At 46.9% G+C, this 13,248-nt stretch carries 12 protein-coding genes; all 12 read right to left on the bottom strand.

The genetic code is table 11. The features are described 5' to 3' along the window. Positions 1-32 precede the first annotated feature (32 nt). The 12 genes from P1P89_04340 to P1P89_04285 all read right to left on the bottom strand — a co-directional run bounded on the left by P1P89_04340 (position 33) and on the right by P1P89_04285 (position 12,888). Positions 33-1,214, bottom strand: a complete 1,182-nt coding sequence (locus tag P1P89_04340; protein MDF1590724.1) for an MraY family glycosyltransferase — start codon at positions 1,212-1,214, stop codon at positions 33-35. After that, positions 1,211-2,290 (bottom strand): DegT/DnrJ/EryC1/StrS family aminotransferase, encoded by a 1,080-nt coding sequence (locus tag P1P89_04335; GenBank protein ID MDF1590723.1) that lies wholly within the window; start codon positions 2,288-2,290, stop codon positions 1,211-1,213. Before P1P89_04335 ends, P1P89_04340 begins: the two co-directional genes overlap by 4 nt. Beyond that, positions 2,287-2,910 carry a PIG-L family deacetylase gene (locus tag P1P89_04330; protein MDF1590722.1) on the bottom strand — a complete coding sequence of 208 codons (624 nt, stop codon included), beginning with the start codon at positions 2,908-2,910 and terminating at the stop codon, positions 2,287-2,289. The genes P1P89_04335 and P1P89_04330 overlap by 4 nt, the downstream gene beginning before the upstream one ends. A gap of 10 nt (positions 2,911-2,920) precedes the next feature. Continuing rightward, positions 2,921-3,625, bottom strand: coding sequence for a WbqC family protein (locus tag P1P89_04325; GenBank protein ID MDF1590721.1), 705 nt, complete (start codon positions 3,623-3,625; stop codon positions 2,921-2,923). A gap of 145 nt (positions 3,626-3,770) precedes the next feature. Next, on the bottom strand, positions 3,771-5,981 hold the full coding sequence (locus P1P89_04320; GenBank protein ID MDF1590720.1) for an SPOR domain-containing protein: 2,211 nt from the start codon (positions 5,979-5,981) through the stop codon (positions 3,771-3,773). A 147-nt stretch (positions 5,982-6,128) separates the two neighbouring features. Further along, positions 6,129-6,464 (bottom strand): hypothetical protein, encoded by a 336-nt coding sequence (locus P1P89_04315; protein ID MDF1590719.1) that lies wholly within the window; start codon positions 6,462-6,464, stop codon positions 6,129-6,131. A 49-nt stretch (positions 6,465-6,513) separates the two neighbouring features. Next, positions 6,514-7,704 (bottom strand): glycosyltransferase family 4 protein, encoded by a 1,191-nt coding sequence (locus P1P89_04310; GenBank protein ID MDF1590718.1) that lies wholly within the window; start codon positions 7,702-7,704, stop codon positions 6,514-6,516. Positions 7,705-7,810: 106 nt separating this feature from the next. Then, a complete protein-coding gene (gene asnB / locus P1P89_04305; GenBank protein MDF1590717.1) occupies positions 7,811-9,745 on the bottom strand; it encodes an asparagine synthase (glutamine-hydrolyzing) in 1,935 nt (644 codons plus the stop codon). Between the two features lie 220 nt (positions 9,746-9,965). Beyond that, a complete protein-coding gene (locus tag P1P89_04300; GenBank protein ID MDF1590716.1) occupies positions 9,966-10,766 on the bottom strand; it encodes a polysaccharide deacetylase family protein in 801 nt (266 codons plus the stop codon). Between the two features lie 150 nt (positions 10,767-10,916). Continuing rightward, positions 10,917-12,155: an ATP-binding protein gene (locus P1P89_04295; GenBank protein ID MDF1590715.1), complete on the bottom strand. Its 1,239-nt coding sequence runs from the start codon at positions 12,153-12,155 to the stop codon at positions 10,917-10,919. A gap of 119 nt (positions 12,156-12,274) precedes the next feature. Then, on the bottom strand, positions 12,275-12,676 hold the full coding sequence (locus P1P89_04290) for a type II toxin-antitoxin system VapC family toxin (protein ID MDF1590714.1): 402 nt from the start codon (positions 12,674-12,676) through the stop codon (positions 12,275-12,277). Beyond that, on the bottom strand, positions 12,673-12,888 hold the full coding sequence (locus tag P1P89_04285; GenBank protein ID MDF1590713.1) for an AbrB/MazE/SpoVT family DNA-binding domain-containing protein: 216 nt from the start codon (positions 12,886-12,888) through the stop codon (positions 12,673-12,675). Before P1P89_04285 ends, P1P89_04290 begins: the two co-directional genes overlap by 4 nt. Between the last annotated feature and the right edge of the window lie 360 nt (positions 12,889-13,248).

Genomic DNA, 13,248 nt, shown 5'->3' with positions numbered 1-13,248 from the left:
TCACGAATCGCATGCGTTCATTTGCGAATCGCTCAGCTGCGCGACCGGTCATCGTCTTTACGGTCATCTGACAGTGTGCTTCCGCGCCGTTCCAGAATGGTTATCAAACCGACAAAAACCGTTGCCTGAACGATCAACAAAACGGCATCCGTCGGCCTGGCATATCGCAATACAACTGCACTGGTTCCGAGACAGAACGTCAAGAGGTAAATAAAAAGCACGCTTCTTTTCCGGCCGCCGAGCACTTTCGCCAGTCGATGATGCAAATGATCCTTTCCGACATAATCGATCCATTCGCGAAAGCTACCCACTTTGCCGGTGATGATCCGGTCGACTGTAATGTGGACCATATCGAAGATCAATACCCAGAAAATCAGCAGGGGTGAAGCCAGGGCCACCATCGGGGCTGTTTCGGACCATTTACCGTAGACCGCCACACATGCCAGCAAAAAACCCAAAACCGTGCTGCCGGCATCTCCCAGGAAAATCGAAGCGTTGGTTTTTAACCTGAAGTTATACGGCAGAAACCCCATACAGGCGCCCATGACGGCGCCGGCTACCCAGCCCAGAAACGGCTGGTTCGTCTGGAACGCGACAACCCCCAGAAAAAAGGCGATGGCGCCGCTTAAGCCGGCGGCCAGTCCGTCCATGCCGTCGAAGAAATTCATGGCGTTGGTGATGCCGATCAGCCAGAATATCGTCAGCAGAATATTGCCGCCGAGCGCCAGGATTCCGAAACGCAACGGAATCACGTCAAGAATGATCCCAAAGCTCATCACCAAAACGGCGCATAAAATTTGCGTAAAGAGCTTAACCCAGGCGGGAATCTCTCGGATGTCATCCAGCAGTCCCACGGCAAACAAAACTGCGGCGGCCACCAGCATTGCCGTCAATCTGGGTGCAAACAACCCGTTGGCGACAATAGCACCCAAAAACCCGAAGAAAACGGCCGCGCCCCCCAAAAGCGGTGTTGATGCGAGGTGAACCTTGCGTGCGTTCGGATTGTCCAGGATACCCCTTTGTCGCGCGACCCATCCGCATACCGGCGTCAGAAAAAAAGAGATTCCAAAGGATAACAGCAGCACGTATACCCAACGAGGACCGCTATTCAGGAAGGTTTTTCTGACCGGAGGCAGCAATAATGTGACATTTAAAAAAAGAATGAGAATATATAATGTGGCCGGGGCTATCTTGATTCTGAAAGTGTTTCTCACCTGCCGGCTCCTCGTAAACATTTCGTAAAAGCAGTTAGGACGCGATCCGCATCACCGCGGGTAAGACCGGGATAAATGGGGAGGGATACTGAATTTCGCCAGACCGTATCGGTTTTTGTAAACCCTTTTTGCTTCAGATATTGGTGCAGCGGTTTATTGACCGGCTTGGCACACATGATTCCCTTTTTCTGAAGCTGTTGAATAAGCGTGGTGGAATCAGCGTCTAACCCAACCACATATCTAAAATAAATACGCCCGGGATCGGCCGGGGGCAGTTTCAAGTTCAGATCCTTAAGAAAATCGTCATAATGCCGGGCAATACGCCGCCTGTTTCGAATAAAGGTTTCCAGCTTCTTCAGCTGGACGGAACCCAAGGCAGCCGCTATATCCGTCATCTTGTAGTTATAGCGGATTTTATAGTCACGTTTTTCGTCATAGTCCCTTAAATCCTTTATTCGCTCGATGATTTTTTTGGAACCTGAAACAACCATGCCGCCCTCGCCGGTTGTGATCACCTTGGTAGCATAAAACGAAAAGATTGCCGCCTGGCCGAATGTTCCGACGGATTTCCCGGCGTAGCTGCTGCCGACAGCCTGGGCGCAGTCTTCGATGATCGGCACATTCAATCCTTTCAGTCTTTCCATGTCAGCCGGAAGCCCGAACATGTGGGGAACGATCATGGCCCTGGTGTGCCGAGTTATGCGTTTTTTAGCATCGTCGGGATCCATGTTGTGGGTCTCCGGGTCGATGTCCGATAGAACCGGCCTGGCGCCGACATACCGAACGGCATTCAGAAGCGCCGTGCACACGTAGCTGGGAATGATGACCTCATCCGCCGGACCAACCCCCATGGCGATCAGGACCAGGTGCAGGGCTGCCGTGCCGGAGCTGACGCCGGCGGCAGACCCCTTTCCCACGTTTTCAGCAAATGTTTGCTCAAACGATTGCAACTGATCCCCCGGGGCCAGGTGCCCGGATCGAATCACTTCCGCAACCCTGCGGGCCTCCTCAGGCCCGAGGGTTGGTCGGGAATGGGGGATATTCGGGCGTAATTGTCCAGTCTTGATTGCCGTCATATATTGATAAAAAGCCTCAGTGAGTGAAATGCCTCGGCATACCTCACCCGCCCCTGGATACCGCGAAAATTGGCGCTTGAATATGCCAGCTCGGCAATGGAAAGATCTTCGATATTGGTTTTTTTAATCTGGGAGCGGTGCGCTTTCAGGGCCGCCACCTTTTGTTCAAGGGTATCGCTGATATCGATAAACACGTGGGGGGAGAAATTTTGGGTGGTGGGCCCTTCATAGAACAATACATTTTTAACATAACGGGTTGCGGATACGGTTGTCTGGGAAAGGTGGCGGTGGTCCTGGTGGGTGTCATCGGGATAATGGCAGAAAATAAACGCCGGTTCGACTTCCTTGATAACCGCTTCGATTTTGCAGATCATATCCTTGTCCGAGACCAGGTAAGTATCCTCGTAGCCCCCCCAAAAAAGCTGCTGGGCCCCTAAAAGAGACTTGGCATCCGACTGCTCTTTGGCCCTGACATCCGGCGGTGCGCCCATTCCCCCCTGGGTCATCACCAGCAGAAATACTGCATGGCCCTTTGCCGCAAATTTGGTTAACGCGCCCCCGCAGCCGAATTCAATGTCATCCGGATGGGCTCCGATTGCCAGGATGTTCATCTTTCGCATGTCAAAACCTCTATGTTTGATTGGTTTCCAAGATGTTGCGTCCAAGGATCTTTTCGCTGCTCTGGGGACCGCAATTGAACAGCAGATCCACCACGGACAGATTGGACTCAAAGGCGCCGAACCTTTGCGGGTAACGCGGGTGTTGAAAGTCCTGGGTGATCACCTTTAGGCCTTTGACCTTAAACTGTTCCAAATCCATGTACTTGGCGCCATCTCTCCCGGCCAGATAGGTGTCGGCGCCCAGGGTCACGCAAATATCGATTAAACGGCCGGTGGGATCATCGCTGAGCTTGAGTTGGGATGCCAGGACGGTCGGTTTATCTCCCATGCCCAGTTTTTTGCGGATATATTCAGTCATGTGAATGTTCAGATCCGATAGAGAGGTCCATGTCTTACCATAGGCATCCCTGAAAAAATCAATATTTTCTTCAAAAAAAGGGGCCTTGCCGTAATTGGATATCATGGCCTGCAGATGTTTCTTGCCCCAATCGGCCGTATTATTGACCGTGACTTCATTGATCTTTTGCGGGAAGCGGTATTCCACCGGAACTGTGAGCCATTGCCATCCCTGGGACGTTTTTATCCGGTTTCGATTCTGCCACTCATTTTTTTTAAACTGAACATTGTCCAGATAACAGAAGGTGTCCGTTTTGAGCACCTTGTCAAAATAACCGAGCCAGGGAAGGTATTGCGGCTGATGAATCGCGACGATCATGCCTGTTTATTTCCTAAGCATATAAATTCATATATACGATAGATTTTTAAATCCCTCCCGGCCTCCCTTTAGAAAGGGAGGAGAAGGATTCCCCCTATATTAAAGGGGGACAGGGGGATTTTTTTCACTCAAGCATATCAACATATTAACGCCTTACCACCTCAGTGGCAATACCACTTATTTCCAGTTCACGCTGCAGCTCTTTTGCGCCTTTTAAGGTGATAAAAGCACCCACATAGAGATGGTAGCTGTGGGCTGTTTTTTTGATGACATAGGTTGAATAATCCATGGCTTCCAGCCGCTGCCGAATCGCTGAAATTTCTTTCAAGGACGCATAAACGCCGATTAGATTGGCATAAGGTGTTTTTTGAACGATTGATTCCGGCAGATTATGGATCTCGCGAGCCGCCATCGCCGCCTTCTGGGACGCGAAATACCCGACATACATACGCCACCAGGTCCCTTTATCCCCCAGGTTGACCTTAACGAGATAAACGGGCAAATTATTTTGTTTAAAGCTCTCTAATGTCTTTTGGGCAAGCTCAAAAGACGGCAGGCTGGCAACCTGTACTGAGTAGGGGACGGGTTTGACTGTTATCATCAGCTCACTGTCCGGCAAATTAAAGATCTGTCCTTGCTTTTCGGACAAAGCCGCCGTCACCTGTTTTTGAGATTCGGCATCAGATGGCAGCGCCGAATGCCCTTTGTCGGAATCAATTTCAGCTTTTTCACCTGAAATTGTTTTCTCAACCGGAGGCGATACAGGGGGCGGCTTCTGAATGTTAACAGCTTGGTTGATGGGATATCGTTCCTGTTTCCGAACGGAACCCATCGGTGCAACCGCCGTTGTCTCCATTGCTGCCGCCTTATCCATCTCGCTTTCTTTCAGTATTCGCGTGTGTTCCGTCATGACGCTCAATGGAATTTTTCGATCCACAAAAATCGGATTTGACAGCAATCTGCCGGCTGAACCGCCCTGTACTTCCAGCCGGTAGTAGCTCTTGCTGACCCACGGCGTCCTGTCATCGAAAACAAACGCAAGGGGCGTCTTACCCTCAAACTGATGCAGAACGGCGCCACCTTTTACCAGCAACACCTTGACGTCCTGGGGAACATGATCATCTGAAATTATCTTAGCGCTTATCACGGGATAGGACGTGATATTGAGTTCCGCCCCCATCATCACCGTCGCCCCTGTGCCGGCATCTTCAACCGAAAATTTACCCAGTGTCAGGCCCCTGCCCTTTTCTTTCAGCTTGGTATAAACCCGCCCTTTTGCCAGGGCGTCAATAATATGAAGGACGGATTTACTTTTGGTAATAAAAATTGTTTGAAACGTATCCAGCTTGACCCCATCCGCCTCGCCCTGAAAATTGGCTCCAGCAATCCCCCACACAGGGTGGGATCGCCTGCCGGAACAATACTCATTTAACAGAAGATCCCATTTCTTCCCCGGATCCGCAGCAATGCTGGTGTCGTCATAAATCGCCGAAAATCCGGTGTAATCCCTTGCCTCAAGCAGGCTGTCGACATAGGGCATTGTCATCAGTTTTATCGGCCCCAGCTTCGCTCCGCTTTTAGAGTAGTTGGATTCAGGGTGCGCCCAGAAGGTGAGGCCGCCGCGCTCGTTTACATAATCAATCAGGTCCTGGTAAGGGGCGATTCCCTGGTCCCCGTGGTAGGCGTCAAACCGAGAGCTCTGAAAGGGATGATGATTTATCAACAAAACCATGCTGAACAGACTGATGATAATGCCGGCCACTTTCAGGTAGCCCCGTTGAAAAACAAGATAAATCCCCAGAAAAAAAGACAACAGCAAAAAAATGCTTTGGAGAAGGAGCGTTTTGATGTACCGGGTTGAAAATCCGCGGTTTTGCAGCGGCAAATCGCGATAGTCCTCGGCGGACAGCATCCCGATCAGCAGCAGCTCTTTGTGGTAATTATGGGCCGTAAGGTTTTCACCCAAAATGCTGCCGGTCCAGTAATAAAAAGGAGAAGACTGCACACCCGGAACCACGACAACATCTTTCTGGCGCTGATTCACTTGAGAAATCATCGACAGATACTTTTCCGGCCCAAGTTTGGTGACGGAATTTCTTTCCACCTTTTTTTTTATCAGGTTCCGAAAGGGAAATATCCCATATTCCAACTTCACGAGATCCTGGTCGGTCATGACCAGAACTTCCAAACCCAGTTCTTTTGACAGCAATACCAGTTCTTCTAATGAATAAAGGCCGGAACTTACCGTCGAATGGACATGCACAACCCCCGGAAGTTGGACATATTCAGCTGCGGCAAGTTGGCCTGAACAGGCCAACAGAATAAAAAAAGACGTGACGATGGATTTGAATTTCATCAAAAAATTCTTATTTCTGTACCTTTACACCTTGATCCACAAATACGATCACGTATTTGTACGAATAAAACATTTACGATTGCTCCCGCGGCACCAAGCCCTGAATTTTTAAGTTAATAATCGAACTTCAAGGTCGATGGACATCGTTTACCGCATTTTTTTACCGCCGTATTCCATCGCTTCTTTTATATCCTGTTTGACTTGGGGATCCTGTAAAAAGGCTCTTATTTCGTGTCCGGCGGTTTTTGCAACAAATTCAATTCCTTCTTTAATATTCTTTTTGACGGGGACAACCATTTGGTAATTATAGGCAAAACTTGCTGACTCCTGGATGCCGGTCCGGATTGCATATTGGACCCCCTCTTTAATTTGCTGCTTTATACCGATAGATGTGATGAGCATAACGACAAGAAAAATGACGCCCCAAGGTATCGCCATCACCAAATGCCTGACAAACAAAACGCCTAATCCGTTTTCTTTCATTTTATGCTCTCCTTTTCATGGTTGGTATGATTACCGACCTTATATGCTATCATGTCCGATAGTCTTGCAAAAGGGAAAAGTATAGTGCATCGATTTTTGCGACCATATTCCGGACGCTGTAATGTTGGGACAGTTCCTGGCCCCGCCCTCCCATCTGGATCCTGAGTTGCCGGTCCGCCAGCAGCTTTTCGATGTAATAGGCCAGGCCCTTACTGTCCCCTGGATTTACCAGAAAACCGTTCTGCTTGTGCCGCACCAGATCGGGGATCCCCCCCACGTCACTGGCCACAACCGGTTTAGCGGCAGCCATAGCTTCCACCAAAACCCTCCCCATACCCTCATTTAAGGAGGGTAAAACAAAAACATCGAACAGCTGAACAATATCATCAACATCGCTGCGCCATCCTAAAAAAACCACCCGATCTTCAACCCCCCGGCTGAAAGCTTCCGCTTTTAACTTAGGCTCCAATTCACCCTTACCCACATAGACGAGAAGGGCATTAATTTTTTTCTCCCATATGTGCATCATGGCTTCGAACAGAACGTCTGGTCCCTTGATGGGCAGCAGCCACCCGATGGTTCCAACCACAAGGCTTTTGTCGCTCCAGCCCAGCTGTTTTGTTAAAGCAGTGACGTCCGTACGGCCGGGTTTAAATCGATCGACATCAACACCGCTGTGAATGGTATGTAATTTTTGAGGGTGAGAAACCGAAAGAGCAATGTAATCTTTCTTCTCTCCTTCTGTAAGGGCAATAACACGGTCCGTAATGAAATCAAATACCCTCTCCATCAACAGAAAAAACCTGGACGCCACCGGCCCGAAATGTCCATAGAAAACATGACCGTGGGGGGTATGCACAATGTTGGGGACCCCGGCCAGCCAAGCGGCCAAGCGGCCCAAAATGCCGGCCTTGGAGGAATGGGTATGCACAAGCACAGGCCTTTCCTTGCGGATCAGCTTCATCAAAAAAATCAAGGCGTGTAAATCCTTAAAAGGATCGATCCGCCGAACCAATGTTGAAACCGGAACAAACCGGACGCCCTTTGCCAGCGCTTCTGATTTCTGGCCTGATAGGGTCTGTTTTTCCCGGTCAGTTATCCCGGATTCAAGCGAAAGCCCATGGACTAAAACCATGCGATATTTCTCTGCCAGTTCCTTGCAGTTCAGCAGGGTGTTCTGGGCCGAACCGCCCATATCCAGGCGGGTGATAATATGCACCACTTTGGGCTTGGTTTTCATTTTTCAGTATTTCACTTGAATCCTTGACCCCTTGAACCCCTGAATCCTTTCAAGAGCATCAAATAATTGAAGGCCCTGTTCTCTAACTTCTCGCAGATATCCTGTTTCACTTAAAATATGATTCATGCCAGTATTGAAACACAATCAGATTCCAGAGCATCCAGGAAGTATCCGTGCGGTTGGTTTCATGCTTGCGGATCAGTCCTTCTATAACACCGTAATCAAAAATGCCCTGTTTTTTTATCCTGCCCGCATCCAGATACTGATCCAGAAGGAATTTCAAATCCGTTTTCAGCCACCTGCTGATGGGTATTTCAAAGCCGGCCTTAGGACGGTGATGCAGGGTTTTGGGCAGAAGGTCCTTAAACGTTTCCTTGAGAATATACTTGGTTTCACCTCTATGAAGCTTTAAAGCACCCGGCATTTGAAAAGCAAGTTCCACCACCTCATAGTCCAAAAAGGGAACCCGAACCTCAAGGGAATTTTTCATGCTCATCCAGTCCACTTTTGTTAGCATATCCCCCGGCAATGAATCCTTGGTATCGGCATACAGGATGCTGTTCAGTTCCTCCGACCCAAACCGCCCCAGCAGCCCTTGCAAGTGTTGCAACGGCAGGTCTTCATCAGCGGGATCGCTGCGAGACAATATTTTTTGCCGCATATCACGCGAAAATATTTCTTTTAGCGCAAGCATGCGCTCGGGGTAAGAACCTTTGGTGCTTTTGATAAATTTTTTAAGCCGCCGGACATATTCGAGCACGCGCACATCCCTGGAATCCGGAACCATCCGTATAAGTGTTTCAATCAGCCCTGTTCGGATAAAGGCGGGAACCGTTCGATAACGCCGGCGCCAGTACTCCCCCAGATAGGATCGATACCCGGCAAAAAGCTCGTCGCCGCCGTCTCCTGAAAGGGCCACGGTAACATGTCGGCGGGTCTCCCGGGAAACAATATAGGTGGGAATCGCGGATGAATCTGCAAACGGTTCGTCAAAGGTGGAAAGAACTTCCGGAAAAACATCGAGCATGTCCCGATGGGTCAACTTAAATTCGTGGTGATCGGTATTATAAAGTTCGGCCACTTCCCGGGCGTAATGGGTTTCGTCATAAAGGCTGGCTTCCTTAAAGCCGATGGAAAAGGTTTGAACCGGTTTGCTGGAATGCTGGGACATCAAAGCCACAATGACACTGGAGTCAATCCCGCCGCTTAAGAATGCGCCCAGGGGCACATCGGCAATCAGGCGTTTTTCAACTGCCTGGCTCAGCGTTCGGTAAAGAAGGTCCTTAAAGATGCGCCGCTGATCGTTAAAAGATTTTCCCGCTTCCGCCAGGCTGTTCCCCGGGGGAATATCCCAGTATTTTTCAATCGTCAGTTCTTGATCTTTCAGCACCAGAAAATGACCGGGATCCAGTTTTTTGATTCCCTTAAAGATCGTATAGGGCGCGGGGATATAACTGAAAGCCAGGTAAAGCTCAAGCGCCTTAAAATCCAATTCCCTTGGGATCAGCGGATCACATAAGAGCGCCTTGATTTCCGAAGCGAAAGCAAAGTGCTTTCCGTCCCAGTAATATACCAGCGGTTTGATTCCCAAACGGTCGCGACAGACCCAGAGCTGCTCCTTTTGACTGTCCCAAAGTGCAAAGGCAAACATGCCGTTGAATTTCTGAACGGCCCCGGTACCCGCTTCTTCATAAAGATGCAGGATGACCTCGGTGTCGGTATCGCTTTTGAATCGGTGGCCATTTTTGCTGAGCCGGTTTTTCAGTTCTCTGAAATTATATATCTCGCCGTTATAGGTAACCCAGAGCGTATCCGTTTCATTTGACATGGGCTGATGACCGGCGGCTGACAAATCAATAATGGATAGCCGCCTGTGCCCCAAGGCAACCTGCACCCGGCCGGAACCGCCGTTATCTTGACTGCTGATGTAGATGCCTTCATCGTCCGGCCCGCGACAGGCGAATGATCGGCACATCTTCTCGATCAAAGAGCGGTCGATGGGCTCATGACCGTAACTTATTTTTCCGCAAATTCCGCACATAATTATTTTGGTCTCTCACAGCGTTCGCAGAGGCTCAGAGTTTTTTCAGATCCTTTGATATGGAAGGATCTGAAAATTCCATCATTTAACTCGATGTCCATATCTATTATTGTATTTACAGGATGATATATTAAAGAATTTTTCCCTCAGAAATTCTTTAAAAATTCTCTGTGCCTCTGAGCGCTCTGTGAGAGCAAATTGTTTTAGTTCTTTTCATCAGCTAATTCTTGTCCCCTTTAATCCAATTCCAGGTGTCAGAGATTCTATGCGCTACCCGGTCGGCTTTATACTTACGCAAATACTTCCAGATCCATTTATCTTTAAAAAAAAGATAGGTCTTTGAAATCTTTGTCAGAAAAATATTATGATCGTCATCGTCGATCTGGATTCTGCCGATTGCTCGATTGGAAGCCCTGCGATTGGTTGGGCACTGGGAAAATACCGCCTCAAAACCCTGCCCCTGGATAAATTTCCATAACGATTTGGAGGGTACCCCCTCTTTGAAAGCACAATAACGCAACTTAATTTCATTTCCCAATTTATCATGAAAAATATGCAATTCTTTTATAATGCTTTCTTTTACGACCTCTTCATCATACTTTTGTTTGATGCTCGTCCCCCGATAAGCCAGCAAACCGACTTCCATCCCGTTTTCGATAAGTTTTCTGACTTCTTCCCATGTAAGGCATTTAATCGGTTCGCCGTTAATTGTCCTTTGATTCCCGATAAATTCGGGCGAGATGAAAAAAGTGGCCTTTAGATTACACCTTTTTAAAACAGGCAGTGCATTGGCATAGGCGTCCTGATATCCGCCGTTAATCGTAATCGCCAGGGCATTGGAATTTAATTTGATTTTTTTGTTGAGATGATCCAGCGCCTTATCTAACGTCACAATATCAAAGTTGTTATCCGAAAAGAACTTCATTTGCCGCTCAAACGTTTTGGGCAAGATGCCGTCTTCCATCATATTTTCCGGATAATCCCCGACATTTTGATACTGAATAACAGGTATTTCTCTCATATATGTTTCCCAACTATTTTCGCCAATTTTTCATGCTCTTTTGGGGAAAAAGCCGCCAGCAATTCGATTCCTTTTTTTGGTTAATAGTGCCGCGCCTCGTTAAAATTTTTAAGTATCTCCAAATGGTACGGGTTTATTTTAGATATGTCATTATCCCAGCAAACTTAGCATCCTATATGCAGCCACAGTATATTTTTGATCCGGCCAGGCCTCGACACCATCAAAATGTTCAACAATCTGGAAATACGGTATCTGTAGTTGCCTGCTAAAGAGCGCCCCTGACCGACTATGCTCTAATTCCGTCTCTTTAGCTTCAAAGAGCGCTACCGGTTGTCTGTCTTTAATAATTAAAAAATCAACTTCCATCCCTTGATGGTTTCGTACATACCGAAGTTCGTAATTTCCCAAACCCAGTTCATTCCACCGACAAACCAACCGTAAAAGTGAAACCGCAACCAGATTTTCAAAACATGCGCCCTTATTCGGAACCAATGTCCAATCGTAAAAATAGATTTTGGGTTCTTTTTTAATGGCTTTGGAAATATGTCGACTCCATGGCAGGATTGAAAATATCAAATATATCTTTTTAAGCGCCTCAATCCAGTTGCTGACCGTGCGGTGATTCACCTGCAAGTCTTCCCTCAATGCATTGATGCTCAAGGGTGATGCCACACGGTCCGGCAATATCAGGAGGAGTTGCTCAACGCCCTTGATATCCTGAATACGTGATAAGTCGCGCAAATCCTCGTAAAGCAATAAAGACTGATAATCCCGCCGCCATTTTACAGAAAAACGTTTGTTTGCCTTTAAAAACGGCTCGGGGAATCCACCGAAAAGCATCATCTGTTGCATAATTTCTTTCGCCTGCTTTAGCGGAACATCATGCAATAATGCGAGCAACTCCTTTGCCTTTTTGTCGGAAAACAATTCGCCATCATTAGAAATTCGTTGCATTTTCCCCATTGCTTCAGACAAACCCAAAGGAAACATACGGTAAGAAAAATACCTCCCGACGAGGCTATCACCCGATTGTCTGAAGTAATCAAGCCTCGCGCTTCCCGTTATAATGAACCGCGCCTCTTCTTTATGCAGATCATAAAGACCTTTTAAAATATTTTTCCACTGTTTATGTTTATGGATTTCATCAAAAGCGATCAGCGGTCTTTTTTTCTCAGCAGCAATTTTAGCTTTTAAAAAATGCGGGTTGCGTTTGTATTCCCGGGGCACGTAGGGATCATCCCAATTGAAATACATGTGCCCCTGTCCGGTTGCCTTAAGCTTTTCTAAAACAAAGGTTGTTTTACCGATTTGGCGTGGGCCGGACAAAAAAATCATTTTCCCGGCGTTTATTTCCGGGTCAAATAAATATGTCGATTGCACTCGTTCCATAAAAGTATTTTATACCAATGTGCAAAATACACAAGTGTTTTTTGTATGAATATACAAAATCTACTTTGCGGAACAGAATCTGAGATACCTTAAAAAAACTCAACTATAAGGAAATTTACTTACAGGGAAAATAGTTTAAGATCCGGGAAGTAGGATTTGTAAAAACCCCTGTCGCGGGAAAGGAAACGATCTGTCTTAAGCTGGGCATGGGCACCTATCAAAAAATCTGTGATGATGCGATTTCTCTGTCCACCCGACTGTCTGTACATTTTCCATTTTTCGCCGGCGAGAAATGCAACATCGCTATCCAGAGACGATAAGGATACATTTATAATTTTCAAGGTGCTGTCCAGTAATGATCTTTCATTAAACTGAGGCACAAGTTCAGCATATACGATATCACAGATAACCAGAGCGCCTTCATCGTATGCCAGTTTTAAAAGTTTTGAAGAATCGGAAGCGAATCTTTCATCGGGCAGAAAGACATCTAAAAGAATATTGGTATCAACAGCGGTAATCACCTTCCCCGAACCTCTTCGATATATGTGTCGGTATCAGATGGCCTATTTAAAATTCCATATGTCAAATCAACAGGATGTTTATCATGACTGCGTTTTTTTATTAAAACGCCCCCTTTTGTCGAAATCATTTCAATTTCAACATTTTTATATAGCCCGAACCGATTTCGAAGCGGCTTGGGTATGGTAATTTGTCCTCGTTCAGATATTTTCATATTTTATGCCTCCGTAATTCGGAATAAATAATTCATACCAATCTAAAGCCGGTTTGTCAATAAATCAGTCGGAAAATATGTTTTGTGAGATACTCAGGTTAAATATGTTTCTCCAATTCTTCAACATGCTTGTCCCAGGAGTAATTTTCTGCAACGAAACATCGGCTCTTTTTTGAAATCTCTTTCCAAATATAGGGTTTGTTTTTGATGATATGATATTTCTCTTTGATTAAATCAGCAATAGATTCAGGCGTCGTATCCTTGAACACCGATTTTCGTGCTAAACATGTTTATAAATATTGAGACCATTTTCAGAAAACCAAAAATAATAAAAGCCTGTAATTTTATTAACTTACAACA

It is taken from the genome of Desulfobacterales bacterium (assembly GCA_029211065.1).
GTDB lineage: Bacteria > Desulfobacterota > Desulfobacteria > Desulfobacterales > JARGFK01 > JARGFK01.
Note: the sequence above shows the minus strand (reverse complement) of the source record. Positions and strands in the feature narration are given on the sequence as shown.

Coding starts and splice junctions, on each gene's coding strand:
- P1P89_04335 (MDF1590723.1), bottom strand. CDS start 2,290: ATGACGGCAATCAAGACTGGACAATTACGCCCGAATATCCCCCATTCC.
- P1P89_04330 (MDF1590722.1), bottom strand. CDS start 2,910: ATGCGAAAGATGAACATCCTGGCAATCGGAGCCCATCCGGATGACATT.
- P1P89_04325 (MDF1590721.1), bottom strand. CDS start 3,625: ATGATCGTCGCGATTCATCAGCCGCAATACCTTCCCTGGCTCGGTTAT.
- P1P89_04320 (MDF1590720.1), bottom strand. CDS start 5,981: ATGAAATTCAAATCCATCGTCACGTCTTTTTTTATTCTGTTGGCCTGT.
- P1P89_04315 (MDF1590719.1), bottom strand. CDS start 6,464: ATGAAAGAAAACGGATTAGGCGTTTTGTTTGTCAGGCATTTGGTGATG.
- P1P89_04310 (MDF1590718.1), bottom strand. CDS start 7,704: ATGAAAACCAAGCCCAAAGTGGTGCATATTATCACCCGCCTGGATATG.
- asnB (MDF1590717.1), bottom strand. CDS start 9,745: ATGTGCGGAATTTGCGGAAAAATAAGTTACGGTCATGAGCCCATCGAC.
- P1P89_04300 (MDF1590716.1), bottom strand. CDS start 10,766: ATGAGAGAAATACCTGTTATTCAGTATCAAAATGTCGGGGATTATCCG.
- P1P89_04295 (MDF1590715.1), bottom strand. CDS start 12,155: ATGGAACGAGTGCAATCGACATATTTATTTGACCCGGAAATAAACGCC.
- P1P89_04285 (MDF1590713.1), bottom strand. CDS start 12,888: ATGAAAATATCTGAACGAGGACAAATTACCATACCCAAGCCGCTTCGA.